Raw genomic sequence first — 24005 nt, 5'->3', positions numbered from 1 at the left:
CTTACCGAGGGGGTGTGTCGGCCATGACGCTCGAGGTTACGCTGGAAACTCCGTGTCTAGCGAACGGACACTGGCAGCGGCTCCCGGCCGACTCGACACGCGTCGCCGAATTCGACCTTTGTGGGCAGTGTTTCCCTGACGGCTGGGACACAGTTTCCGAGAAAGACGTCGGGACGTTCCTGTTTACAGCGAAAAACGGGTCGAAGCTCCACCGAAGCATCGACACCGGCGACGACGCTGACACCAGCCAATTCGGGAATCACGACTATCCCGACGAGACGCTCGCCGCCAAACTCGCTGGCGGTGCGTCGCTCGATCACGAGTTCGAGTGGGACAAGCAGGGAGGTGACGCGTAAATGGTCTCCCACGACGACGAGTGTGACTCCTGCGGCTCCGTCGGTCGAACCTGTCGAATGCGGTGGCCCGATGGCGAGACCCGCGAGATGTGCGGCCCCTGCGAACGGCGCTGGACCTACATCTGGCGGTGGTTCTGTGAATCTCAGCCCCGACAGGCCAATCGCGTTCGCGCGAAAGCAAATCGCGAGAGACGTGCCCATCCTGACGGCGGCGAGGCGGTGCCCGACAGTGGGGATACAGTCCGCACGGAATCTGACTGCCCCGGAGGAGACGGTGCGTAATGCCGTCAGAAAACCAAGCGGGAGACCGCCGCAAGCGACTGCGCTGTCCCAAGCTCGTAGAGGATATCGGCGAGGATCCGGCCCGGTGGCTGGATCAGGACCTGCTGTCGCACCCGGATCGCCGCAAACTGGTCTTCTCGCTCATCGACGGCATCGACAGTATCGAGCGGATCCGTGCTTGGCGAGGCACTGAGCGAAAACTCGCAAGCGACCGTGTTGCCGAGAAAGCGCGAAACCCGCTCGAAAAACCGCGGGCGAAGATCATGCAGCGTCTGGAACAGCGCGAAGAGTGGCTCGAACTCCACGGCGAGCGACCAGATCGGCTGCCCTGTGGCCCACGTCGGCCGTGTGACTGCTGCGATGGGGAGTCTGCGGTCACGCCCGAGGACTTGCGGGAACGCGATGAGGCGGCTGCCCAGCGACTCGTTGAGAGCTACCAAGCCGGCGGCGTCGATACGAGTGAGACGAGTCCGGAAACGGAGGCGTCGACGCTCGGGGCGTTCGCGACCGACGGGGGCGAAGCACAGTGACGCACGTCGAGCCACACATCCACGAGGCCGACGCGTGGCTGTACTACGGCCCGGTCGCCGCCGGCAACAGCAAAGCCGACGATTACGACGGTCTCGACCCATACTGGGCGCTCGCCAACTTGCTTATCAACGAGTGCGACGGCTACGCTGAGGTCTCCGAGGTCGTCATCGACGGCGAAGTGTGCGACCTCCGGCTGAACTACTCGGCTTCTGGTATCGCACCACGGCCGACCGATCCCGTCGACAGTGACACGCTGTACGAGTTCGACATCCACGTCGACGGGGAGGGCGAGCGCAAGTGCAATTTCAACGTCTCACCGCGCTTCCCGGAGATGCGGAAACCGGACGGTGAAGTGCTGACGTTCCCGTTCCACCACAGTTCAGCTGAATCCGGTGTGAGTGTTCACGCCCAGCCATCGAACATCGACCTCGACGAACTCCCGAGCCTGTTGGCGCGGGCGATCTTCGAGCTGGCCGACGACGCTGGCGTTGGTCTCTACCACGGGTACTTCGACGCGCCCTTCGACGGTCATATCACAGCTGTCGAGCGGTATATTCGCCTCACGCGCTCGATGAACGAGAAGCTCATCGGGACTGGTGGCGTCCTCGACCGGCTGACGATGCTGCTGTCCGACGCGGATGGCACCGTCGGCGAGTACAAGTGGGACAACGAAGAGGAACGCGGCCATCACCACGCACTCAGACACGGGTCTGTCAGCGCCCGCGAACTGGTTCCGAACCACCGTCTTGGCGGGCAAATCAAGAGCTATCTGCCAGAGAATCCCGAGAACTTCAGTCCCGACGATCCACTGTATCATCCAAAGCTCGGCGTGAAGTTCGTCTCGGGGCGGACGTCGACGGGTTCGGTCTCGTGGACAGACCGCCACGACGTGCTTCAGGAACTCGATGAACGTCTACTGTCGCTACTTTCGTGGGCAGACGTGCCGACCGAGGCTGGCGGAACCACGTTCGTCGTCGACGATCACTTCGAGGCAGCCTCCGCAGACTCTCCGGTCCCGATCCACGAGGACCCGCTGCCCCGCCTGGAGGCACAGCAAGAACATATCCTGATGTCCGTCCTGCGCGACATGACGCCGTCAGATAAGGACCTGACTGAGACGCTTGCCACCGACGGTGGGATGCCCGCCCAGGACCTTGCCGACGCCACGGACACGTCGCTGTCGACTGTCTATCGAATGTTGCAGCGATTAGAGGGAGTCGTCACCAGTGACAACGGGCACGTTCGGTTCGTCTCCGAGAAGCTCCGGCAGGAGGTTCGTGGCCTTGTCGAATCGGTCGAGCACGCGATAGACTCTGCCGCCGACCGGGCGGCGCGCATCGTCGACATCGATGTGCGACAGTCGGCATCGAGCGCGTTCGACCGATGGCTCGCCAAGTACGGAGCTGAGTTCGAAGCCCCCGATCACGACGGACAGCGCCCCGTCGTTCGCATCGATACAGTGCTGTCCGAGCTGCGGTCAACGGATAAGCCGCTCGTCGGAGAGGTCATCACCGAAATGATGCGTGCGTGGCGGAAGGACAGTCGAGACCCAGAGACCCTGCTGGACGCAACTGTCGAGGTCAGCATCGACGGCTCGCGACGGGAGCGCCCGGTTCGGACCCTCCGGTAACGTCCGACAGCTGAGAGGCATCACTGTTCTACGGTGTGTTCTTTTATAAGTAATCTCGCGTTTGACCACGGACCACGGTCTTGCTTCGAGTCGCTTCTTGTCTAGTGTTGCGTCTCTCAGCAGTTCGTTGCTGGTCTCGTTCCCGCCCGGCGGGCAAACCCCCTTAGCGGGTGTGGCTAAGGCCACGCCCCTGCGGGGCGCAAAAATACACACCGCACCGTTCCGCTATCGGTTGTGTAGAAGATATATTCCAACGTTTGTTTTATCGCCTCTTGAGATCACTAACAGCAGATCATTCCAAATCTTTACAACCCTGTGAAGAAGATATCTTCCACATGACCAAGTGGACCAACCGAGACAAGATATGGAACACTGCGCTCAAGAAAACCGATGAAATTCGTCCCGAAGCCTTCGCTCTCGCAATCGGTGTCAGTGAGAGAACAGCAAGGGACTGTCTCGAAACGATGCACGAGTCAGGAGTATTAGCGAAACAAGGCGGTAAGGGTAGAGAGCCCGCTGTCTACACCTCACTCGTAGATCATCCGGAAGAATAGCAGGTCTCAGACCATTTTTCGACGGTCCGCTTCACAACTTCTACCGCGCACTGAAACACCGGTTGAAGCGAGCGAAACAGTGGTAGTTGCCTGCACATCTAAGTGAGTGGTCAAGAGAGTTTCATACATGCCCCACGAGTCCACCGCTGAATTAGAAGACTACGCCCACAGTACTGTGGATGAGGCTCTACGGACAATAGCTATATTGTACGAAGATGGCTGTGAAGTAGTCTATATCCGGGATAATCTCAAAGGCAAGTACTCAAAAGAAGAGTACTACGCAGTTGCCGATACGTTTCGAGAGATTCCAGAACTAACAGAGTCAAAAACTGAAGACGCGCCTCTGGGCAGCAAGCAGTCACTTGTCCACTACCACGAGGAAGCTTACGTCTTCCAATTCCCGCACGAACAGTGTCACAGCATCCTATTGAGTGTGGATCCAACTGTCGGATCACGTCTCAAATCGTTCATTACCGGCTGTCAGGAACGACTGTAAGCCTGTAGATAGAGAACAGCGGAAGCCGTGGTGTCCTCAGTTCTACCTGTCAACCCGAGCTAACGTTTCAGCGCGTTCCTGGCCGACATCGTCGATTACTTTGAGATTCTCAACATCGGCAGCAACAAACTCTCCAACGGTGTTGAACTCACGAGCCACCCTGCAAGAGATTTCGTCCCCAATCCCATGCTCGTCGTCAGCGAGGTCTCGAATCGTGCGCGCCCGATCGTCGACAAGAACTTCAAGTTGCTCCTCGAGGTCGTCCTCGTCGATTTCGTCGTTCAGGTACAGCTGATGAACCTCGTCGACGGCGGTCGGCTCCGGGTCATCGCCTGTCACCCAACCAGTGACGCGGTCGATCACATCTTCGACCTGCGAAACGAGTACTGCGACGGCCCACAATCCCGCTACAATGAGCCAGAGACCGTCGATCATCGGCGTCTCACCCGAACTTCTAAGATTCGTCCGCTACTACGATTTAGTATGATCCTTGGCCTCGAGATGACGACTGAGCTCATGGCATCTCTGATAGGGATTTTCTTAGTTTTCATTTTTTATGGGGTGTTGATAGCACGAGAGATGCACGACGGGCGTAGTTTCTCGGATATTTTGAACAGAGGGTTGTTTGCCGACCGGTACGAGGATTCCTTCCGTAACTCCTAGTCGTCTGTGAACGGGTTTGTGAGGTCGCTTATCCGGGTAGTCGCGACTGTGATAAGCATCGCAATCCCAGCTACTGGAAACCCGGAAAGGTACGATATCGGCCCGATTCCTGACGGCCCGCGTGTGAGCAAGGTGATGAGTGTCGTCACCATCGACCCGACGAGTATCATCCGTAGGGCGCCGCCGATACTGAACCACCAGACGTATTCTGGGACTGTATCGACAGCATCGGACCGCCAAGCGACCAGCAAGACGAGTCCACCGGCGACGAATGCGCCGTAGACACGAAGGGCGCCGAAATCGGCATTCGAAACGGTCACCAGCACTGTCCCAGCTGTCCCGATAGCGATGAGACCGATGCCGTCGATCCGAGCCAAGAAGTTCCAGATGTTTCGCTCAGTAAAGTGCTGGATCAGGATGAGAATCAAAACCAGCAGTGCGGTGAGGATACCACCCGCTGTAATGAATCCGTCATCAACGCCAGTCGCGTCAGTCGCGCCCTGTACGACCGTGGAAAAGAGCGAGTTCAGTGCTTGTATCATGCAATGAGTCTCCCGTCAGGAGTTTCATCAATCGTCTCGGCTGTCAGCATCTCCTCAACAAGCTGTTCGGCCTCGTCGTGATCTACGTCGTCGGCCTCCTCGACGACAGCGTCAACCACGTCGCCTCGGTCCGCGCCGTAGCCAGCGCCGTCGAATTTGAGTTCCTCGACGACCTCGGTCACGACGGCGGTCGGCGCATCCGAGGTAACGACAAGCTGGCCGTCGTCGTCGGTTTCGACTTCCACGTCCGGGCCCGGATCGAGGCCCAGTTCGCGGAACGACCGGCTTTTCAGCCGCGTGGCTCGCTCGGCGTCGACCATCTCGATGGTTTCGGAGTGACGGGCCTTCGCCGACGCTTCGGCCAGCCTGATGAGGTCCAGTAGCGACCGCGGTGTGACCGGGATCGTGCGTCCCTCCTCGTCTTCCCGAGCGACCAGTCGCGTCTTCACGGCTACGTACCACTCGCGTAGCGCGTCTTTCACCGCGTCGCTCGCGAACGTGGGCGTGAGTTCGCGACAAGACTGCAGGTACGCCCGCAGCGCGTCCATCGGAAGCTCGCCGTCAACGTCCTCAAGGAGCTCATCGGGAACCTCGTCGCCCCGCTCTTGTCTCGTGGCAACATCTCGCCCGTCGATGATGTGGCCAGCCAGGTCGTCGATTTCATCGCGGTCGGTCCGCTCCCGGAGCACCCACATCAGGTCGAACCGGTCCAGCAGCGGGGAGATGATATCCGTTTGTTGAATCGGGCTTTCGTCGGTTCGGAAGTGGCCGTCCTCTGGGTTGGCCGCCGTTAGGATAGCCGTCTCGGCGTTCAACACCGCACGTTCGCCGGCTTTTTCGATGGTCACCTTGCCCGATTCCATCGCCTCCAGGAGCGCGTTCTGTTCGGCACTTCCGGCGCTGTCGAGTTCGTCGATGAATACGGCGCCGCCGGAACACTTCGGGATCGCGCCGGCAGTCACGGTCAGATCGCGGTCGTCGAACCCATCTTTCGTCATCGCGGCGGTCAGGCCAGCGGCCGACGTGCCCTCGTTGCCCGATGTCTTCTGGGCACGCGGGCTCAGCGCTGTCAGCGCCTCGCCGAAGTCCGTTTTCCCTGTTCCAGGGTCGCCCAGGTGCAACTGATGGATCAAGCCACGATGATTCGTCCCTTCAGCGTCCGGCGAATTGCCACGTACCAACTGGAGAATGAGACTCTCTTTGATGTGCTCATCGCCGTAGTGCGTCGGCGCAATCGATGCGACCAGCGTTGAGATTGGATCATGGATATCGGCGAGTTCGTCGATAACGTCACGGTGAGCGTCACGGTCGATCTGCTGTCGGGCCGATTCCTCGACGATGACCTCCTCGACATCGAGGATCTTCTCACCGACCGTCGAGCCGTCAGGATGGACGGCCTTGTACTCCGCGACGAGTGTCACGACTTCGCCGGACTCGACTCCGCGTCGCGCCAGTTGTTCGGTGAGATGAGCGTCAATCGTCTCCGTGCCCTCCTCAACGCGCTCGGGAACGGGCTGGAGTCGGAGTGCCTGGTAATCGACGTAAAGACACTGTTCGTTGACCAATCTGAACGGACCGCGTTTCTCACAGCCTTCGCAGACCGTTGGCTGGCGAATCGCACCGAAGCCCTGCGGAATGCGATGTAGGGTTCCACAACGGTGGCACTCGAAGGTCGCCTCCTCAAGTTTTGGATCTACCGAGGACCGCTGTCGGATCTGGCCGCGAACGGCGATTGTCTGGCTGACGGTGCGTGCGTAGTGTTCGCCGACATGGTAGACATCGACGTCGTCGACAATCGGGAGCGAGTCAGCGTCGACGCTCATTTCATCATCTCCTTGAGACTCTCCACGATCACGTCGACGCCAGCACTGAGGATGTCAATGGTCGCCTGGATGTCGAAGCCGGGAATGATGCCTGTCCAGAACAGCAGTCCGAACAGCCCTGCCGAAAAGAGGACCGAAACGAGCGCGTGCCGAGCTGCCGTCCGCCCGACCGTCGCGACGAGTGTAGCGATCCCTTTCAGTTTGAAGCCCCACCACAGCCAGAGTCCGGTCGTCATCAACGTCCCAACGCCCACGCCGAGCCCAGTCAGTCCGAAGTTCTCAAGTCCGAACTGCAACAGGCTGCGAAGCAAATCGAGCGGCGTAATCAGCACTACTGGACACCTCCGACTCGTCGAAAACTCTCAGATTTTCGAGTGTTGCTCGCGACCAGCCAGCGACGCACGTTCGCGTCGCATAATGCGCCTGCCCACACGGGGGGGTACTCATGTCTTGTCTGGAATTCCGCGCGCGCGAAAAATCTCGCCGCTCGCCGCGAAATCGGTGCGGGGAACGGTTTCCGGTAGTCCGGCCCCCTGGGTTCGTCTTCGAAAACTGAGAGATTACAGCCGAGACTCTGTGGCGCCGAGGAAGATCGTCGACGACTGGACTCTGGGGTCGGGCCGATCATGCCGACGCACCCCCCGGGACTGCAGCTCGTTCTGAGTTCGTCTCGGAGAGATACACTTTCAGGTCGCCGTGGATTGGCTTCGAAATCTCCGGCCATGTGATCGGCGGCCAAGTGAACGCTTGTTCGTTGTAGAGGACAGCCTCGCCGATGTCAAGATCGGAAGTTAGGTCTTCCTCCATCTGGACAGTCTCAAATCCTTTCGGCGCGGAGCCGCCGTGAGGGTTCGCGGTACCGTTCATCGCGACACGCCAGCGAATCCGGTCCGTCCAGAGGTTGTGGAGGTGTTTGTCCTTGTGGCCGAAAAACAGGCCGATGATCCCGTTCTTCCGGAAGTCCTCGACGGCCGTCCCAGCGAGTTGGACTTTCTGGAGTGTGGCATACTTGTCCTTCGAGACGCCCTCCCGAGCGAGCGACGCGACCTCGTCGCAAATCCAAGTCGTCCAGTCGAAGGGTCCGCGTTCGACGAGTGATAGCGCCCAGCCGAACCACCAGTGGTCGACCGGGTCGCCCTCCTGGAACTCGACGCCGTCGATGACCTTGTCAGATTCCTCGTAGACCCACTGACACCCTCGCATCTTCGGGTCTGGGTAGACGACGTGAAACACACCGTCCTGCAAAACGTTCAGGTTCAGGTCCATGATATCGCTGTAGTACGTGACCTTCCGAACGACGTCCTCGAGCGGGACCTCTTTGCCCATCGAGTTCCGGTTCCCTCCCTTCGGGACGACACGCGCGGTCACCTCGTACCCCTTGGGGAGGCACACATGTGCGACCGGCGCGTAGGGGAGCCACTCCGACCGCGAACCCGTCGCAGCTCGCCAGACCACACGGGAGTTGTTGACTTCCATGTCAATCTGGGCGGCCCGGAGTGCAAGCGTCGTCTTCCCCGAGTTCGGCGGGCCTGTCGCGAACCACTCGACACCGCCACTGGGCTGGTTCCGGCCGCCGTCCCATGTGTGGTCCCAGAAGGCCGGAACGAGACCATCCTCGTCGAACTGGTCGGGATTAAACTTCGGCATACCATGGAGCCGGCGAAGGTGGCGGCCATCCGAATGCCGGCGGCTGTCATCGGTCCACTGTTCGCTTCCGTAGTGCGGTTCTTCGAATCCCAGATCCTGTGGATCGTGCATCTCAGACATGGTTACATCGTCCTCGCTGGTTCGTGCTCGCCGTTCTCGTCCTCGCGGTGTTCGTCAGCCTCGCCAGCCCAGCGTTCGACAGCGCGGTTGTACGCCGGCAGGAGGTAGGTCGCTGCCCACAGTTCGCGTTCGCGGGCGAACTTCTCCCCGTCCCGGAGTAACACACGCTGGGCGCTGGCCCGGTCATGGATTTTCCAGTCGAAGTCCGGTTCAACACGATACAGCTCACCGAGCGTGCCCCGGTCCAACCGAGACAGCCACTCGTCGACGGCGGTCATGTCCTCGAAGCCGTCCAGCAGCGAGACCAGCAAGTCACTCTGTTTTCGGTAAAGTTCATCCAGCGCTGGCCGCATGGCGAAGAACTCCGTCTTATCGGGATTCTCGACACGTTCGGACTGGTTGGTGTACTGCTGGGCGTCGGTCCGAAGCGTCCGGTAGGCGGCCCGGAACGCCGGTCGGACGTATTTGGCCGCAAGGTAACGGCGCTCTCGCTCGGCTGTCGCGAGCCCGACTGGGTCTTCCCGCCACTGCTGGCGGTTCTCCGACGTGATGACTACCGACAGCGGCACAGGCCGGGAACAGACGTTCACAAACCAGCCGTCCGGAACCCGACCCAGCGCCCAGAACTGCATCTGATGGAGTGACAGCACCAGCTCTCGACGAGAGTCATAGCCTTCGACGGTCCAGCGCTGGAGCCAGTCGTGTTGGTCCTGATTGAGGCTGTCCAGCGCTGGCGTGAACGAAATCTCGGAGGTCGCGACATCAGCAGAGTCGTCCTCCTGAACTTCCTGGAGAACCTTATCGAGCGATGTCCGGATGGAATGGCTCGACATCAGTCGTCACCTCCCGCAGCGGCAGACGGTCGCTCGTCGCGGTCCAGTGCTGGGTCCTCATCGGACAAGACCGAGTCGAACGGTTTGCCCTCCCGGTTGTGTGCCTCGTCAATGAGGCCCTCATCGCGAAGGTCCTGCAGCCACTTTTCGACGTCGTACTGCTTGTTCTCACTCTCGATGAGTTTCTCCAGGACCGCGTCGATCGTCCCGAACCGGCGGACGTTCAAGTCTACGTACCAGGCCGTGGTCCACGCTTTCCGCGCCTGTCCCGGAGCGACCCACGACTGGGCCTTCCCTTCGATGGGCTCGGCGAACAGGAGCCCGAACGGCAGGCACGCCAGAAGGCCCCACTGCCACGCGCCGACGAAATCCAGCGATGCGTACGCTGAGATGGCTGGAATCACGAGCATCCCGGCGGCCTGGAAGTACTGTTCTTTCCCAATCGACTCGGGCAGCGCTCGCAGCTTTCCCGGGTCCAGTTCGTCCTCGAGGAGAGTGCCTTCGTCGTTGCGGGGTGGCTGGTAGGTCCGCCACGGCCATGTGAAAATAACACGCGAAGGCAGGTGTTCGACCAGCCCCGGTGCGTCCTGGTCGACGATGACGACCTTGTCGTAGTCGCCGACACAGTCCCACTCAGCTTCTTTGTTGTTGATGTTCAGCCGAGCGTAACAGCCTTTGTAACGGGCCCACATCGACAGCAGGCCCTCCGAGTACAGCACCGGCGCGCCGTCCTCGTCGAACACGACATCGTAGCCCTCGATCTCGATATCACCAGAATCGAGAATCTCGCTCTTGTCGTCGAGTGGGCTGGTAGCGGTCTCCGGGTCCATCCGAATGAAGCCCCAGTTCTCGATAGCGTCGTCGTGGTCCTCGAGCTGCATCACCGCCACGACATAGGCGATGAACACGCTGAACACAATCGGGAAGTGGGCAGTCAGCGACGCCAGCGCGTAGTAGCCCACGAAGTACGCACCCACGGCGAATATGAAGCCGATGGCGATCCACGCCATCGCGCCTCGGCCGGTCCCAGCGAGAGCCTTCCGGCGGAACTTCGGGACATACGTATAGCTGAGCAGCGACAGCACGATCGTCGGTAGAACCACCCACAGCAGGATGTACTCGTTCAGGTCGCCGCGAGTGTTGATATCGGGTGCAGCCTTCGCCGTCGCGATGGATTTGTGCTTGAACGTCCAGCGGAGTGTGTCACCGCTGGGCAGGTCCATCAGCATCGTCACCCGCTCAGCGTCGTCATAATGGCCACGTAGGGGGATGTCGTTGTGCCGTCGCATCCCCGACTGGAAAGTTACTTCCTGCTCGCCAACCGCCGTGACGTTCGCGTAGCGCTCGGTGATGACCGTCCCGTTGGAGGTCTCCGTTTTGCGCGTGTCCGGATGCCAGTAGATCTTCGTGAGCGAGAAGGTACGATTCTGGCCGTCGAACGGGAAGCTTCCATACAGCCGCACCTGATTCCGGTGAACCGTCGTCGTGGGCGTCAGGAACTCCTGTGACGAGCGCTGGCCGTATGTTCCGGTACCACGCGGCGGATACCGGACCATCCAGAAGGCAGTCATCTCACCGGCCGTCCGGAGTGAGGGATAGCGCTCGTCGGTGACTGTGCCCTGGGTCTGGAGTTCCTGCAGCGTCCACTCTTGGTCCGTCGATGACTGTGCGTCAGCACTCACAGACAGCGGGACCGACAGCGCGCTGATGATAAGCAGTACGACAAGCAAGCCGTGTTGAGTTTTCCGTCCGAACATCAGTTGTTCCCTCCGCGAAGTCGATTCGAGCCGTCACGAACCCTACTCGCGCCGTTCGAAACGATCTGGATGGGCCGTGGTCCCTGCCCCTTGATATAGGTCTTATAGAGGTAGTATGCCGTCAGTAAGAGCCCGATTAGGCCTGCCAGTGGGACGAGCGGCTGTAGGCCGCTGCCGAGTGACTGCGTGATGACGTGCCCGCTGGCCCAGTCGATGATATAAACCACGACCAAGACGGCCGCAGCCGCCGGGAGTGTGCCTTCTGGGACTGCCGACGGGAGCGTAATGAACTCGAACCGCCGGACCAGCACAGCCAGTGCCAACAGGAGTACGACGCCGACGATGAGCGGAATTGGAATCCCTTCCTCGGGAGCCGTGATCGGTCCCATCGTCGGCCCGTTGAAGGGACCGCTCGTCGAATCGGTCGCCGAAGACGTCGTGTTCTCTTCCTGGAACTGCAGGGTCTCGTCGCTGTCGTCGTCGGACAGCGTCAGCGGCGAATTCGCCGTCCCAGAGTCCCGAACGACGCCCTGGGACGTACTGTAGAGGATGTACTTCTGGTCGTCTTTCGCGTCGACGAAAGTGAACTCCACCTCGTCGCCGTAGGTACTGCCCGCCCCGATCTCAAGCGACGGTTCGTTCGTATCTGGGGCGTCGGTGACCGATATCTGGACGTCGCCGTTGGTCGGCGTCGCGGTCACGGGCACTGTCGCAAGCTGGAACTCGTAGCCAGCATCGGACGGCGGCAGGTAGAGCCGTTGCGTGCCGTTGGCCTCGACTGTCGCGTACTCCCCGCTCTCGTCGGCCCACGGTTCGTCGTAGGCGTAGTGAATCCGCTCAGCACCGTCTGGCAGCCGCATGTACGAGTCGCCGTTCCAGTCGGTCAGTTTGACACGGGAGTCCAACGTCGATCCCCGGACGCTCGGGTCAACAACCTGTATCGAGCCGTTGTTGACCCGTGCCATCGACCCGTCCGCTCGGACAGTAACCGTGTCGCCTGCACTGACCGAGCCAAGTTCTACGTTGAGCGTCGTGTCGTTGAGCTCGTAGTCTGCCGGAGCTACCTCTGACCACGTCCCGCCGTTGGTTCGGACTTCGAGATTACGGACCTCGTAGACGTTGCGCTCGAAGGGGATCGTCAGCGATGCCGCTGAGCGGTCGCCGGCGAAGGACTTCGAGACGTTGTAGCGAGAGGTCAACTGTTCCGCAGTGTAGGTGACCGTCTGCTTGTCCTGGACCTCGTGGCGATAGGTCAGCTGGACCTGTGTTGCCGGCGCATCCGCCGACTGCTGAGCCAGCCCGAGCGTGACGTTGTTCGTCCCTTCACGAACCCACGCAGAGTCAGTCGTCAGCGACGTGGTTTCACCATCGCCCAAACGGCCTGCATAGCTCGTCTCGTTGCCGTTGACGTAGAGACTGACGTCCTCTGTCTCGGTCCGTTCTGTATACGTCACCTGGGCGGTCGTAGCCGATCCTCCGACAGTCGATATCTTCACATCACTCGTTTGCCGGTCGATGCTGGGGAGTTCGGCCGTCGCCGTCTCGCCAGGTGCGAGCATACCCGAGTAGCCCGCTTCAGTGACGCCATCTCCGTCGACATCGACTGCAGGGTCTTCCGTGTGGTAGGTCCCGTCAGCGGAGATTGTATAGTCGACAGTCCCGGCCGTCAGCGAGGTCTCGACAGTCGAGTCGCCGTTCGACAGTGTCTCGGCCGAGACAGACATCGACTGTCCCGAAGTCAGGATACCCGAGTAACTCGCGTCGGTCGCCCCGTCGCCGTCGAGATCGAGGCCTGGGTCCTCGGTCGCTGTTCGCTCGGTCATATCAATATCGACGTCGACCTTATGACCCGTCGAGACGCTGGCCGTGTGCGAGCCGGTCGGGAGGTCCGAAACGCTCGCGGTGTGGGTCTCTCCCGATTTCAGAACCCCCGTATAACTCGCGTCCGTCGAGCCGTCGCCGTCGACGTCAATCGACGGGTCCTCGGTGGCTGTGCGCTCAGTCCACGACAGGGTCCAGTCCGGTTGTGGGCCGTTCGTCGTTTCGGTGCTGATACTGTTCGTTCCCGGTGATAGGCCGTCGACGCTCTTGCTCGATGGTGTCTCGCCGGACGTATACACGCCTGACCACGACGCCTCAGCGGACCCGTCGCCGTCAACGTCGACGCTCGGGTCCTCCGTGCCAGTGTGGGCGGTGTAATCGAGCGTGTAGTCGAAACTCCCGGACCCGCTAGCGGATATGGTATCGGCCCGATTGACGCTGAACGATTTTGTTTCCGAGTTGCCACCACCGACGGAGAACGATTTTGAAGCCCCGGTATCGGCCGCTTCAACCGTCACATCTGCGCCCGTTCTATAGGTGGCGGTGGCGGTCGAATCGCTGGGGCTATCGTCCGCGTGGCCGTAGACTTTACCGTCTGCGGCGTCGGTACCGTCGCTCCTCCCCACTGTGATAGTCGTACTCGCTAGGCTCGTTTGGACAATTTCGACGGTGACTTCGGACGCCCCATTCGGGTCCCATGCATCGATGTCAACTTCCTCATTGGAAGTCGTAAATTGCACGTCGCTGGCGACTAACGTCCCCTCTTTTTGTGTTGTGTCAACTCCTTCGCGGACGAGATATATGTCGGCCTTGCCGGACCCGTCGCCAGCGGCGTCATTCGGTAATTTGAGTGACGTAATGGGTTCGCTGGGCGTTGGTTCCAGCGAAAACTCGGATTGGAGTTTTGCATTGTCATCTAAGATGGCGTATTGGTAATTGTCTACACCTTGGCTAACGCTCTGGCCAGCAGTAACGGTCAGTTGCTCGTTTGTCGGGTCCAGATTGCCGTTAAGATTGAGTGACTCTGAATTGCCGGGCGAGAGAGAGCCGGAGGCCGACGCGCTGGAAGTGCTTTCGCGTCCCGTGACCGAAACACCCTCGTCAACCGCGTCAATGTTGCCGCCGACGCTGACCGACCCGCTACCCGTGCCGCTCGCGGAGGTGGATGTGGATGACAAACCGCCGGTAAACGTAACTTCCGCACCCGTCGCCGGGATATTTCCGCCCACATTATACGAGAGTGTATCGCCACTAGCGAGGCTCGACCCCGAGACGGTTCGCGCCGTCGTCTGTTCGTTTCCAACGAACTCGACTGATTCACTCGACGGATCGACGTTACCAGGAACCGAGACAGACTTCGTCGACCCGCTACTCGACGACGTCGCCGACGCCGACCACTCTGTTTTTTTCTCGGTCCCTTCAAAGACAATTTCTGGTTCGTTGTTCGTTGATGGGCCGGTCGGTGGGAGATTCCCCGCGACAGACAACGAGAGCGTGTCACCATCAGTCAGCGACGATGCACTCTCCGTGTCCGTTTCCGTATTCGTGATGCCAGTCACATCGGCAGTGAAGTCATTGACCGCGTCCTTGTCGCCCACGCCGTAGGCGGATATGAATCCATCTGTCGCCGGCGAAGCCGTGATCTGGACTTCACCGGAGAACGTGATGCCGTTCTCGCTGAACTCAGGTACTTCAAAGACGAGATATCCGTTTTCGTAGGCAACTTCTCGTGTCCAAGTCGACCCGCTGGAGTGGACACCTCGGACCTGTTTCGGCGTGTACCCCAGCTGCTCATGCACGGCCCCAGCTGGCAGCGCGACCTCACGACCAGCGTGGTGCTGGTCGTCACCAAGGATGAGCGCGAGGTCGCCCGCGCCGATGAGATTCGCGTTCAAACCAACAAGGTCCTCAGCCCGATCGGGTGTCGTCACCGTCACCGACATCGAGGACGCATTCGACCCGGCATAGGTCGCTCCGCGTAGCGATTCCGCCGGGATGGCCGGCGTCTGTCCGTCGGGCACGTCCACATCGATATTCCCATCCGGAACCGCGGACATACCGGAGGGACCACTGTCCGCCGCCACAGCACCGATGCTCCCGGCTGGAATCCCAGCCAGCACCACCAGCGCAACCGCCAGAGTCGTGAGTAGTTTTGAGGTCATGTACTGAAAGGAATGGAATGCCCGACAGGCGCGTTAGGCCCTCCGTGTGCTGGCTCCGCTCGTACCGTACCGAGCGACAATCGTCACGACCAGGACGGCGATGACGATGGCTCCGAGCTGCCACGGTTGCAGTGGGACATAGCCCTTGATCTGGAGATAGGCCAGCACGCCGAGGAGAATTTCACCGGTCAGTGCCGGTGCGGCCTTGATGAGCGGAGCAAGTTCGCCGCCCGCCATCGCTAGCTCCCGGCCGATCGTCACCATGATCGACGTGACGACCACCGCCAGCGAACCAAAGCCGCCTGTGATTCCACCGGTGGTCACGCGGGCCCGCTCGCCAACGCGTTCGACCAGTTCCGTGTTGTCATCGGCCTCCTCGTACTCTTCGAAGGCCCAGAGGGCCAGCGCCCCCACGGCGAGCAGGCCGATGATCGTAGCGACGAACGACCCGGTAAGGAGTCCCATCAGCACGTCCAGTGCCACGACTACTCACCTCCCTTCGGCGTCTGTTCTCGGTTCGTCAGTTGTGCGGTGTCTTGAGTTGTCATGTTCCTTAGTTTGATTTCTGAATTTCTTTGTAGAAACTGTGCAGCACCTTCACGACGACCAGTTTCACCACGAACAGGCCGCCGATGACCAGCGCAGTGTTCTGAGCGATCCCGGTCGGTATGAACGGGACACGCGGTGCAATCGAGAACGCCGTCACTGAGAACGCCGTGAACAGCGTCCCGAGTTGTGCCCAGAGCGTCCCGACCAGTGCGACCACCAGCGGGAGTTTGATGATGATGCCAACCAGCGCAGAGACGCCGGTTGCCTTCGCGAGCGGATGGCGAGACACTGTCTTGAGGAACTCTCGGACACCCATCAGCCGTCACCTCGTGCGAACTCGATGAGACGATACGCCCATTCCTGGACGAACGTCAGCACTGCATCCAGGACCGACCCAGCTACTGGGATCGCACCCAGGAGGTCCGTGACTGCTGGTCCGAACGCAACGATGGCCAGCACGATCGCGACAAACGTCGCCGTCCAGAGAAGCAACAACACGAGCGGCGCTGCGGGCCCGAACGCGACAGCGATGGAGACGAGGAACGACTGCCAACCCTCTGCCATCAGCGTCAGTCCGTCACCGAACATGGACACAGTCTCGGACAAGGACCCGCCAGCAGCGCTAATAGCATTCTCGACGATTCCGTAGCCGCTCTCAATGACACCCACAATCTGGAACACGAGCGCCGCGACTGCGCCGATCACGTACTCAGTGATCCGGCGACTAATGAGCTTGTCCAGTTCGCTCGAGTCGAGTACCCTGTCTACGGCCTTGTCGACTAACGACTGTTCGCTCATAGTCGTGACCGCGCCTCCGCAAGCACGAGTGCCATCAGCACGACGAACGCGAGCGCGCCGATGAACGCGAAGATTCCGAGGCCATCGATGAATTGTTCGGTCTGCTGGAATGCCGCATCGACAGCCACGCCGGGACTCTGGACCAGCAACCCGACGGCTTTCTCCATTACCGTCGCATACTCGCTGGCCGGGCCGATGATCCAGGACTGAAAGAACGTCCCAATGAGATCGGCGGCCGACGAGAAATACGCTGTCGAGATGGCCCCCAGAGACGCCATCAGGACACTTCTCCAGTCAACCGAGGTCCCACCGTCGGTCGTCAACGGATTCGTGGAGCCGTCGAGCAACCTCGCAGCGCGGCCGCTGTCACCACTCACTCGGCCTCACCTCCGCGTCTCGACGCCGACGGCCCCCGAACCATCACTCCTCGCCCTCCTCTGCTCCGACGAAGGGGAGCCATTCTGGCGCGTCGATGCCACCGGCCCCGGGGAAGATGTTCGACGTCGACTCTTCGCTGCGGGCCCGAGCAATGATGAGCGCGCCGAGGACCACCGAACCGATTGCGACAGCGAACGTCAACGGGCCAAACTGGGCCCAGATACCACTGCCAAGCGATGATGCAGACTCTGCTGCACCGGATTGGATGATGTTCGCGCCGCCACCAAGGAACGAATCGATGAGGCCGCCGATCCCTTCGCCGAGCGCGAGCCCGGTGTTGATCGGGATATCGAAGAACGCCCCGATTGCGTCCGCTAACGACGCGAAGAACGCAATCACCGGCAGCAGTAGCGTCTTCGGGAGGATATTCGTCCAGTTACCGTTGGACACGTTCGCAATCTCCCTGAGCCGATCTGTCCACTTCCCCATCAGCGCTCACCTCCTGGCGGGGGTGTGGCGTCCGTCATCGGAATCACGCCCCTCGCGATGGCCCAATGAACGGAACGAGGCCTTTGACGTACGCCCAGAGACTGCCCAGCGTGGCCAGCGCGCCACCAACAAGCGGGATGCTACCGAGGCCGCCACCGCTACCGCCGGGACCCATCACGGCGGCCCCAGCGGTCGCGAAGGCATTCTTGGTGTTCTTGAACTCGTTCTCCTGCAACTGGAGATTGAGAACGACGTAGTTCGTCTGGCCCGGCTGGAGCGTGTCGTCGACGGTGACGTTTGCGCCCTGCGAGCTGAACGAGGACGTGATGTCCGTCCAGGAGCTGATGTTCTTCGGCGCTGTGTCACCTACCCCTTCGGCGTAGCTGACCTCGATGTACCGGTCGGCGAGGAACGCCTGCGTCTGGGTCGTTTTGACGTCCGCGTACGACAGTTCGTACGCTGATGGGAGGCCGGTGGGCATGTAGATCGTCGCCGTCCCGTAGTACCCGGGCCGCTGGTTGGTCTGGTTGAATTCGGTCACGATTTCGTCAGCATCGCGGTCGCTCCGGTTGCTGGCGAAGTCAATCGTGAGGTCGTGGATGGTTCCTTTCTGGAACGTCTGCCCCATCGAATCCAGCGAGGTGATCGACACAGCGCCCGGCGACGAGATCTCCAAGATGTCCGACTCCTCGAGCTCGCTGTCGCCGTCCGTGTCTTCCAGCTGGGTTCCGAGGTCCCAGGTTGACATCTTCTGGACGTTCACCGCCGCGACGGAGACATCCGCGTCAGCATCGGCGATGACGATTTCCGTCTTCTCGATGTTGTCGAAGGTCCCGTCACCGGCTGCAACGAGTTCCATATCGCCAAGCTGGCGCTGGAACACGTAGCCCTCGCCCTGCGCGCTTCCGATGAGGTCCTCGCCGGAGCTCCGGGAGGCGTTCACCTCGGCGACGTAGTAGTCACCGTTTTCGTCGACGACTCGCACGTCGACGGTGGCGGCGGTGTCAAGCTGGTTGACGTCCATCGCGACCTGCAGATATCGCTTCTTCTCGTCACTCGTGACCGAGAAGTTCGAATAGGTCGCCGTGGCCGTATCGCCCGCCCCCATCGAGCCACCCGTTGCGATGTTCACCGCGTCGACGCCGGGTGCGGTCTCAACGTCGCTCGCGGAGAGGGCCGTGTTCGTCGTGTCGCTGACCGTGGTCGACCACTCGCTCGCGTCGAGCGCACTCGCCGAGTTGTCGGATTCGGCGCTCTTCCGTGGGAAGACGCCGTAGTCAGCAACCTCGATGTCCGTCGCGACGAACGAGTACGGGTTGTCGACCGACTCGTTCACATGCGAAGGATGGGCGACGAGCTCGCCGTTGTTGTTCTCGTACTGGATAGGATCCCAGCTGACGTTATACGACTGGATCGTGACCTCGCCAGAGGTAGTTGTGTCCGCTACGGGCGTTCCGCTCTGCTGGGCCGCCACCGTGCCGGTCCCGGCGACTGCCGAGACGACCAGTAAGACGACCAGAAACAGCGAGCGGGCTGCTGTGAATGGTTTGTTAGTCATTTGAATTGTGTGCCCGTCGTCGGGTGGGCGATCCCCTGGTTGTCGGCATGTACGTCTGAAAAGTCGAACAACTCCGCATCACGCAGTTCGCGGATGTACTCCCGGAACGCATCGGACATCCGGATGTCCGGTAGGTCAGACATCGTCACCCCACGCGAGCATGAATCCTGATAGGAGGATACTCAGCGAGAGGAGACCAGCGAGGGCCGTCATCGCCGGCGAAGTCGACACCGATTGCCTCGCGGTAGCCAGCACGAAGAAAAACCCAAAACCGAGGTTGATCCCGGCGACAGCCGCTCCAGCAAACGAGTTGATGAGTCGGTCTGCAGCCGTATGCAGGGACTCGTCAACACTGCCCCAACCATCGCGAACGCGTCTGATGGTCTCAGTCACGGCTGGCCCTCCCGAAGGCGCTCGAGCTCGGTAAGCAGGACATCGTCGCGGACGGAACCGCTACCCTCCTGGTCGACGACTTCGATGAGCTGGTCGACTCGGTCGGCGCCACCATCAGTTGCCGCGAGACGGGCGGCCGGTGTCGACTCCGTGTCGGTTCGGGATGGGATCTGCATCCGACGTCGGTCAGCATCGGCCGAAGCGCAGTCACCAGAGCAGTAGTGAAAAGTCGCCGTCCGGCGCTGGAGCACCACCGAGAGCGGTCCCAGTCGGCCCCGCCGCGGGTCCGAACTGCAGTAGGCTTCGATGTGCTCTTCGTGGCCGTCGTGACTGGAGTGAGCGACCACTCGGTCGCCGCAGTGGTCGCACAAGGCGTCCATCTCCGGTGTGGCGCTTTCGTAGGCTACCGCCCCGCCGAGCAGGACGGCTCCAGTGCCGACCAGGAGTCCCTCGACGACCCCGCCGCCGACGGTCACTGCAGTCATGAGCGTCCAGGCGGCGTAGGCCAGGCCGCCGACAGTGAGGCTGACGCCTAGCCAACCCAGCACGGAGAGGTCTGACCTGCGGGCAGTGTCGACTTCGATGAGGCTCACGCGCCACCTCCGGCCAGTTCCGCGGTTGGGAGTTCGCGACTCGCACCGGCGGCTTCGTGCCGGGCTCGCTCGCGGCGGCGCTCGTCGACGTTGTGCCAGTCGATTCGATACGGTCGATGCGCGGTCTCGGCCGCGCTATCCGGCGAACTTCGGCCGCCGGCCCGTTTATTTGTCATGGGTAGGGGTACTCCCCCGCGGCTGGGCCGCGGGTTGGCCGGCGATGTCCCCATCAGGGGTTATATGCAGCGCTGAAATACAGAAAAGAGGGACTGTTGTTACATGATATCCCCAGAGAAGCTACGTTTAATAACCAGTATACAACTCTTCAATTATGCAGAAATTACAGAACCGGGGCGGGTCTGGACTGGTGACACTGCCAAAGACCTTTCTCGAACGAGACGGGTTAGTCGACGACGCCGGCGAACCCGACGATGCACATCTGACTGTTGACCGACTGGGTGAGCGAGCCTACGTTGTACGAGTGTGTGACGGTGACGTACCTGAACTCACCGAGTGTGAAGCCATCCAACGTATTGCTGCCGAACGGATGCTCGACGAAGACGTGTTCGGACAGCAACAAGGCGAGTAAGTACCTTCTGAACGAACGCAGTAAAAGTGCCGGCCAGTGCCGGCACCGATGGGGTGGGGGTGGGGTTACAGACACCAGATGGATTCAAGATATGATGCCTGTGCCCGACGTAGCTTCAAAACAGCCATCAATCTTCTGGTCTCTGCAACCGCCAGGGCAGAAGTTACCTATCGCCCGAATTGTAGCGATTTACTCCATTTCATAGTCCAATTTCCTCAAACGCATCGTCGATAACGTCTTCACTCGGAGCGTTCAGGTACGGTTCGATAGCGGCGAAGGAGTCCCAGCCGCCGACAGCCATCACGACACGCGGGTTCACCTGCTCGTCGACTAGGAGCCGCTGGGCGAAGCGACGGCGGAGATCGTGCGTGCTCACCTTTTCGAAGTCGTCGTCACCAGTGGCGTCGGCAGCTCGGGCAGCGGTGCGCCGGACGACCGCGCGGACGCCGGGTTGCTTCAGGTCGATGAACGAGTCCTTCGGAGCGATGTTGTGCTCGTTCTGGTAGCGCTGGAGGTCCCGCTCGACGCTGTCGGGGAGATAGGCGTCACGGGGCTTCCCGCCGTTGCCGCTGGTGTCCTTGCCGGCGCGAACCCGGAGGCGGTACTGTCCGCTGTCGGTCGCCTTCACGTCAACAGGGCGGACCTGTGGAATCTCGAAAGCGCGGAGACCGACGAACGCGCCCAGTTGGATGATAAGGTCGTCGCGCTGGCTGTTCGTGGCGCGGCGAAGGTCCTCGATTTCGCTGTCGGTGAGCCAGACCTTGTGTTCGTTCCCGTCGGTAGCTTCGATTCGCATTACGATTACTTCAGTTTCCGTTAGGATAGTGGTTGCGGACGGCGTGATCAGTGCGTAGACACAGCGTGTTTCGAGTGGAAATCGGACTATCTGTTACGACTTGTTTAATAAGTCGCAATTCCGGTTTGGGTTTCTGCCCCGTCGCGACAGCGGAGCGAACGACCAGCGCCATCATTGCCATGCTGTTTCAATCCCGCATTGGGTTTCTGCCCCGTCGCGACGAGGCCCCTGCGTTATCCGACACAGTGAGGCCAGAGAGTTTCAATCCCGCATTGGGTTTCTGCCCCGTCGCGACCGGCCGCACAGTCGTTTCCCTCCGACCCGAGGGTGATGTTTCAATCCCGCATTGGGTTTCTGCCCCGTCGCGACGTTCGACGAGTTCGATTTCCCACTCGCGGAGATGGTTTCAATCCCGCATTGGGTTTCTGCCCCGTCGCGACGCTCTGGCGGCTACAAACCGCATCTAACGGAGTCTGTTTCAATCCCGCATTGGGTTTCTGCCCCGTCGCGACCACATAGCTACCGAACGCCAGCGTCGCGATACGACGCGTTTCAATCCCGCATTGGGTTTCTGCCCCGTCGCGACCACATAGCTACCGAACGCCAGCGTCGCGATACGACGCGTTTCAATCCCGCATTGGGTTTCTGCCCCGTCGCGACAGAGCAACGGACGGCGGCTTAAACCGCCGTATATGGTTTCAATCCCGCATTGGGTTTCTGCCCCGTCGCGACGACTGTTACCCAGTTTCGGTGATACAGCCACTTAGCGTTTCAATCCCGCATTGGGTTTCTGCCCCGTCGCGACCTGCTCGAAAAGCTCCGCGAGTCGGACGGCCCGTTTCAATCCCGCATTGGGTTTCTGCCCCGTCGCGACTGTTGGCTACCTCGGTGGTAGCTATCTTGAAGATAATGTTTCAATCCCGCATTGGGTTTCTGCCCCGTCGCGACCTTCTTTGGCCCACGGGGCAAGCAGGACATCCTGTTTCAATCCCGCATTGGGTTTCTGCCCCGTCGCGACTTGAGACGTGGCCGCAGGAGAACCGCCCCGGGCCTGTTTCAATCCCGCATTGGGTTTCTGCCCCGTCGCGACGTCATCGCGGCGGTTGGCGAGTTGTTCGCAAAACCGGTTTCAATCCCGCATTGGGTTTCTGCCCCGTCGCGACCACGAGCGCCGCCGAGAACACTGTGACGGCTAGCAGTTTCAATCCCGCATTGGGTTTCTGCCCCGTCGCGACATAGCGACGACCAGCGTGGCGGCCCCATCACGCGTGTGTTTCAATCCCGCATTGGGTTTCTGCCCCGTCGCGACCGCTGCGACGAGTGTGGCACCGAGTTCGATACCGACGGTTTCAATCCCGCATTGGGTTTCTGCCCCGTCGCGACGCACCTCCTCAAGTTCGTTCTCACTCATCGCCATGTTTCAATCCCGCATTGGGTTTCTGCCCCGTCGCGACCGGGACATATGGCGCGTATCCGCTCGCTCCAACGAGTTTCAATCCCGCATTGGGTTTCTGCCCGTCGCGACGGACCGCGCTCCGTAGTCTGATAGGCTCACGCCTGCTGTTTCAATCCCGCATTGGGTTTCTGCCCCGTCGCGACCAAACTCATACCCTTTGTGGTCGGCCAACAGGACGTTTCAATCCCGCATTGGGTTTCTGCCCCGTCGCGACACCTGCTCGACCTGGTTGATCGCGTCGGAGAACGGTTTCAATCCCGCATTGGGTTTCTGCCCCGTCGCGACTCGATTGCGCCGCCGGTACGGTCGGTGTTACTCGCCATGTTTCAATCCCGCATTGGGTTTCTGCCCCGTCGCGACATCTATTGCGATGAGCCAGCGCACTATGATAAGTTTCAATCCCGCATTGGGTTTCTGCCCCGTCGCGACAACACCGTCGCGCGGCTTGACACTCGCGAAGACGCGTTTCAATCCCGCATTGGGTTTCTGCCCCGTCGCGACCCGAACCGGAGGGTGACGGGAGATGATTTGGTCGGTTTCAATCCCGCATTGGGTTTCTGCCCCGTCGCGACCGGTTGCCGTTGGAGTCCTCCGCGCCGCGAACGATGTTTCAATCCCGCATTGGGTTTCTGCCCCGTCGCGACCCGCGCCGGGTTCGAGAACGTCGCTCGCGAAGTTGCGGTTTCAATCCCGCATTGGGTTTCTGCCCCGTCGCGACCCGTGAGACGGCGGAGAGAGTCACATGAACAACAGTTTCAATCCCGCATTGGGTTTCTGCCCCGTCGCGACCAGACTGTCGTTTTTGACGGCTTCGAGGACGGGTTTCAATCCCGCATTGGGTTTCTGCCCCGTCGCGACCGCGCTGGCTATCGTTATGGTAATCAACGTCGTGATGTTTCAATCCCGCATTGGGTTTCTGCCCCGTCGCGACTCCTGCTGCTCGAGATCGGGCATGGGGTTCGGATAGTTTCAATCCCGCATTGGGTTTCTGCCCCGTCGCGACGTCTGGAACGTCGTTGCAGCCCAGCCGACTACGGAGTTTCAATCCCGCATTGGGTTTCTGCCCCGTCGCGACGCACGCGCGAATCCCACCGTCGCGCCATCAAGACCGGTTTCAATCCCGCATTGGGTTTCTGCCCCGTCGCGACCGCTCAGTACAGAGAAGCTCTATACCGTTACGGGCGAGTTT

26 protein-coding genes and 1 CRISPR repeat array (1 of these 27 running past the window's edge) are annotated in these 24005 nt (G+C 60.7%); of the genes, 7 read left to right on the top strand and 19 right to left on the bottom strand.

What is annotated here, in order from left to right; all coding sequences use genetic code 11:
- The first annotated feature begins 23 nt into the window (after nucleotides 1–23).
- The 6 genes from SG26_RS14370 to SG26_RS14350 all read left to right on the top strand — a co-directional run bounded on the left by SG26_RS14370 (nucleotide 24) and on the right by SG26_RS14350 (nucleotide 3849).
- Complete coding sequence (locus SG26_RS14370; protein ID WP_050037934.1) at nucleotides 24–356, top strand: hypothetical protein; 333 nt, start codon at nucleotides 24–26, stop codon at nucleotides 354–356.
- Nucleotides 357–638 (top strand): hypothetical protein, encoded by a 282-nt coding sequence (locus tag SG26_RS21170; protein WP_154020801.1) that lies wholly within the window; start codon nucleotides 357–359, stop codon nucleotides 636–638.
- Nucleotides 638–1168 (top strand): hypothetical protein, encoded by a 531-nt coding sequence (locus tag SG26_RS14365; RefSeq protein WP_050037933.1) that lies wholly within the window; start codon nucleotides 638–640, stop codon nucleotides 1166–1168. Before SG26_RS21170 ends, SG26_RS14365 begins: the two co-directional genes overlap by 1 nt.
- Nucleotides 1165–2799 (top strand): helix-turn-helix domain-containing protein, encoded by a 1635-nt coding sequence (locus SG26_RS14360; RefSeq protein ID WP_050037932.1) that lies wholly within the window; start codon nucleotides 1165–1167, stop codon nucleotides 2797–2799. The genes SG26_RS14365 and SG26_RS14360 overlap by 4 nt, the downstream gene beginning before the upstream one ends.
- 335 nt (nucleotides 2800–3134) lie before the next feature.
- Nucleotides 3135–3353, top strand: coding sequence for a hypothetical protein (locus SG26_RS14355; RefSeq protein WP_050037931.1), 219 nt, complete (start codon nucleotides 3135–3137; stop codon nucleotides 3351–3353).
- A 127-nt stretch (nucleotides 3354–3480) separates the two neighbouring features.
- Nucleotides 3481–3849, top strand: coding sequence for a hypothetical protein (locus SG26_RS14350; RefSeq protein ID WP_050037930.1), 369 nt, complete (start codon nucleotides 3481–3483; stop codon nucleotides 3847–3849).
- 42 nt (nucleotides 3850–3891) lie between these two features.
- On the opposite strand, the gene SG26_RS21990 is transcribed toward SG26_RS14350, so the two are convergent.
- The 18 genes from SG26_RS21990 to SG26_RS14260 all read right to left on the bottom strand — a co-directional run bounded on the left by SG26_RS21990 (nucleotide 3892) and on the right by SG26_RS14260 (nucleotide 20151).
- Complete coding sequence (locus SG26_RS21990) at nucleotides 3892–4284, bottom strand: hypothetical protein (RefSeq protein WP_050037929.1); 393 nt, start codon at nucleotides 4282–4284, stop codon at nucleotides 3892–3894.
- A gap of 224 nt (nucleotides 4285–4508) precedes the next feature.
- On the bottom strand, nucleotides 4509–5054 hold the full coding sequence (locus SG26_RS14335) for a hypothetical protein (protein WP_050037927.1): 546 nt from the start codon (nucleotides 5052–5054) through the stop codon (nucleotides 4509–4511).
- Entirely contained in the window at nucleotides 5051–6877 is a 1827-nt protein-coding gene (locus tag SG26_RS14330) for an ATP-binding protein (protein WP_050037926.1), read from the bottom strand. Before SG26_RS14330 ends, SG26_RS14335 begins: the two co-directional genes overlap by 4 nt.
- Complete coding sequence (locus SG26_RS14325; protein ID WP_050037925.1) at nucleotides 6874–7209, bottom strand: hypothetical protein; 336 nt, start codon at nucleotides 7207–7209, stop codon at nucleotides 6874–6876. Before SG26_RS14325 ends, SG26_RS14330 begins: the two co-directional genes overlap by 4 nt.
- Nucleotides 7210–7501: 292 nt before the next feature.
- A complete protein-coding gene (locus tag SG26_RS14320; protein WP_050037924.1) occupies nucleotides 7502–8644 on the bottom strand; it encodes a hypothetical protein in 1143 nt (380 codons plus the stop codon).
- Between the two features lie 2 nt (nucleotides 8645–8646).
- Nucleotides 8647–9477, bottom strand: coding sequence for a hypothetical protein (locus SG26_RS14315; RefSeq protein WP_050037923.1), 831 nt, complete (start codon nucleotides 9475–9477; stop codon nucleotides 8647–8649).
- Entirely contained in the window at nucleotides 9477–11234 is a 1758-nt protein-coding gene (locus SG26_RS14310; RefSeq protein WP_050037922.1) for a hypothetical protein, read from the bottom strand. The genes SG26_RS14315 and SG26_RS14310 overlap by 1 nt, the downstream gene beginning before the upstream one ends.
- Nucleotides 11234–15217 carry a hypothetical protein gene (locus tag SG26_RS14305; RefSeq protein ID WP_050037921.1) on the bottom strand — a complete coding sequence of 1328 codons (3984 nt, stop codon included), beginning with the start codon at nucleotides 15215–15217 and terminating at the stop codon, nucleotides 11234–11236. The genes SG26_RS14310 and SG26_RS14305 overlap by 1 nt, the downstream gene beginning before the upstream one ends.
- A gap of 33 nt (nucleotides 15218–15250) precedes the next feature.
- A complete protein-coding gene (locus SG26_RS14300; RefSeq protein ID WP_154020800.1) occupies nucleotides 15251–15700 on the bottom strand; it encodes a hypothetical protein in 450 nt (149 codons plus the stop codon).
- Nucleotides 15701–15770: 70 nt separating this feature from the next.
- Nucleotides 15771–16082: a hypothetical protein gene (locus SG26_RS14295; protein ID WP_050037919.1), complete on the bottom strand. Its 312-nt coding sequence runs from the start codon at nucleotides 16080–16082 to the stop codon at nucleotides 15771–15773.
- Complete coding sequence (locus tag SG26_RS14290; protein WP_050037918.1) at nucleotides 16082–16564, bottom strand: hypothetical protein; 483 nt, start codon at nucleotides 16562–16564, stop codon at nucleotides 16082–16084. Before SG26_RS14290 ends, SG26_RS14295 begins: the two co-directional genes overlap by 1 nt.
- Nucleotides 16561–16941, bottom strand: coding sequence for a hypothetical protein (locus SG26_RS14285; RefSeq protein ID WP_050037917.1), 381 nt, complete (start codon nucleotides 16939–16941; stop codon nucleotides 16561–16563). Before SG26_RS14285 ends, SG26_RS14290 begins: the two co-directional genes overlap by 4 nt.
- 43 nt (nucleotides 16942–16984) lie before the next feature.
- Nucleotides 16985–17431: a hypothetical protein gene (locus SG26_RS14280; protein ID WP_050037916.1), complete on the bottom strand. Its 447-nt coding sequence runs from the start codon at nucleotides 17429–17431 to the stop codon at nucleotides 16985–16987.
- A 43-nt stretch (nucleotides 17432–17474) separates the two neighbouring features.
- Nucleotides 17475–18989 (bottom strand): hypothetical protein, encoded by a 1515-nt coding sequence (locus SG26_RS14275; RefSeq protein ID WP_050037915.1) that lies wholly within the window; start codon nucleotides 18987–18989, stop codon nucleotides 17475–17477.
- Nucleotides 18986–19132, bottom strand: coding sequence for a hypothetical protein (locus tag SG26_RS21165; protein WP_154020799.1), 147 nt, complete (start codon nucleotides 19130–19132; stop codon nucleotides 18986–18988). Before SG26_RS21165 ends, SG26_RS14275 begins: the two co-directional genes overlap by 4 nt.
- Nucleotides 19125–19382 (bottom strand): hypothetical protein, encoded by a 258-nt coding sequence (locus tag SG26_RS14270; RefSeq protein WP_050037914.1) that lies wholly within the window; start codon nucleotides 19380–19382, stop codon nucleotides 19125–19127. Before SG26_RS14270 ends, SG26_RS21165 begins: the two co-directional genes overlap by 8 nt.
- Nucleotides 19379–19975: a hypothetical protein gene (locus SG26_RS21985; protein ID WP_050037913.1), complete on the bottom strand. Its 597-nt coding sequence runs from the start codon at nucleotides 19973–19975 to the stop codon at nucleotides 19379–19381. Before SG26_RS21985 ends, SG26_RS14270 begins: the two co-directional genes overlap by 4 nt.
- Nucleotides 19972–20151 (bottom strand): hypothetical protein, encoded by a 180-nt coding sequence (locus SG26_RS14260; protein WP_050037912.1) that lies wholly within the window; start codon nucleotides 20149–20151, stop codon nucleotides 19972–19974. Before SG26_RS14260 ends, SG26_RS21985 begins: the two co-directional genes overlap by 4 nt.
- A 155-nt stretch (nucleotides 20152–20306) precedes the next feature.
- Here SG26_RS14260 and SG26_RS14255 point away from each other — a divergent pair, with 155 nt between their 5' ends.
- Nucleotides 20307–20564 carry a hypothetical protein gene (locus tag SG26_RS14255; RefSeq protein ID WP_050037911.1) on the top strand — a complete coding sequence of 86 codons (258 nt, stop codon included), beginning with the start codon at nucleotides 20307–20309 and terminating at the stop codon, nucleotides 20562–20564.
- 199 nt (nucleotides 20565–20763) lie between these two features.
- Here the strand turns inward: SG26_RS14255 and SG26_RS14250 are convergent, their stop codons facing one another.
- Nucleotides 20764–21360 carry a site-specific integrase gene (locus SG26_RS14250; RefSeq protein ID WP_050037910.1) on the bottom strand — a complete coding sequence of 199 codons (597 nt, stop codon included), beginning with the start codon at nucleotides 21358–21360 and terminating at the stop codon, nucleotides 20764–20766.
- A 111-nt stretch (nucleotides 21361–21471) separates the two neighbouring features.
- Nucleotides 21472–24005: a CRISPR direct-repeat array (repeat unit 37 nt; unit sequence GTTTCAATCCCGCATTGGGTTTCTGCCCCGTCGCGAC) (it continues 106 nt past the right edge of the window).

The organism is Haloarcula sp. CBA1115, assembly GCF_000827835.1.
In the GTDB taxonomy this organism is placed as follows: Archaea; Halobacteriota; Halobacteria; order Halobacteriales; family Haloarculaceae; genus Haloarcula; species Haloarcula hispanica.
Note: the sequence above shows the minus strand (reverse complement) of the source record. Positions and strands in the feature narration are given on the sequence as shown.

Excerpts from the sequence above, each read along its gene's own strand:
- SG26_RS14315 (WP_050037923.1), bottom strand. The coding sequence starts at position 9,477 with ATGTCGAGCCATTCCATCCGGACATCGCTCGATAAGGTTCTCCAGGAA.
- SG26_RS14330 (WP_050037926.1), bottom strand. The coding sequence starts at position 6,877 with ATGAGCGTCGACGCTGACTCGCTCCCGATTGTCGACGACGTCGATGTC.
- SG26_RS14255 (WP_050037911.1), top strand. The coding sequence starts at position 20,307 with ATGCAGAAATTACAGAACCGGGGCGGGTCTGGACTGGTGACACTGCCA.
- SG26_RS21165 (WP_154020799.1), bottom strand. The coding sequence starts at position 19,132 with ATGTCTGACCTACCGGACATCCGGATGTCCGATGCGTTCCGGGAGTAC.
- SG26_RS14290 (WP_050037918.1), bottom strand. The coding sequence starts at position 16,564 with ATGAGCGAACAGTCGTTAGTCGACAAGGCCGTAGACAGGGTACTCGAC.
- SG26_RS14370 (WP_050037934.1), top strand. The coding sequence starts at position 24 with ATGACGCTCGAGGTTACGCTGGAAACTCCGTGTCTAGCGAACGGACAC.
- SG26_RS14310 (WP_050037922.1), bottom strand. The coding sequence starts at position 11,234 with ATGTTCGGACGGAAAACTCAACACGGCTTGCTTGTCGTACTGCTTATC.
- SG26_RS14305 (WP_050037921.1), bottom strand. The coding sequence starts at position 15,217 with ATGACCTCAAAACTACTCACGACTCTGGCGGTTGCGCTGGTGGTGCTG.
- SG26_RS14355 (WP_050037931.1), top strand. The coding sequence starts at position 3,135 with ATGACCAAGTGGACCAACCGAGACAAGATATGGAACACTGCGCTCAAG.
- SG26_RS14335 (WP_050037927.1), bottom strand. The coding sequence starts at position 5,054 with ATGATACAAGCACTGAACTCGCTCTTTTCCACGGTCGTACAGGGCGCG.
- SG26_RS21170 (WP_154020801.1), top strand. The coding sequence starts at position 357 with ATGGTCTCCCACGACGACGAGTGTGACTCCTGCGGCTCCGTCGGTCGA.
- SG26_RS14320 (WP_050037924.1), bottom strand. The coding sequence starts at position 8,644 with ATGTCTGAGATGCACGATCCACAGGATCTGGGATTCGAAGAACCGCAC.
- SG26_RS14365 (WP_050037933.1), top strand. The coding sequence starts at position 638 with ATGCCGTCAGAAAACCAAGCGGGAGACCGCCGCAAGCGACTGCGCTGT.
- SG26_RS14295 (WP_050037919.1), bottom strand. The coding sequence starts at position 16,082 with ATGGGTGTCCGAGAGTTCCTCAAGACAGTGTCTCGCCATCCGCTCGCG.
- SG26_RS21990 (WP_050037929.1), bottom strand. The coding sequence starts at position 4,284 with ATGATCGACGGTCTCTGGCTCATTGTAGCGGGATTGTGGGCCGTCGCA.
- SG26_RS14250 (WP_050037910.1), bottom strand. The coding sequence starts at position 21,360 with ATGCGAATCGAAGCTACCGACGGGAACGAACACAAGGTCTGGCTCACC.
- SG26_RS14275 (WP_050037915.1), bottom strand. The coding sequence starts at position 18,989 with ATGACTAACAAACCATTCACAGCAGCCCGCTCGCTGTTTCTGGTCGTC.
- SG26_RS14350 (WP_050037930.1), top strand. The coding sequence starts at position 3,481 with ATGCCCCACGAGTCCACCGCTGAATTAGAAGACTACGCCCACAGTACT.
- SG26_RS14280 (WP_050037916.1), bottom strand. The coding sequence starts at position 17,431 with ATGGGGAAGTGGACAGATCGGCTCAGGGAGATTGCGAACGTGTCCAAC.
- SG26_RS14260 (WP_050037912.1), bottom strand. The coding sequence starts at position 20,151 with ATGACAAATAAACGGGCCGGCGGCCGAAGTTCGCCGGATAGCGCGGCC.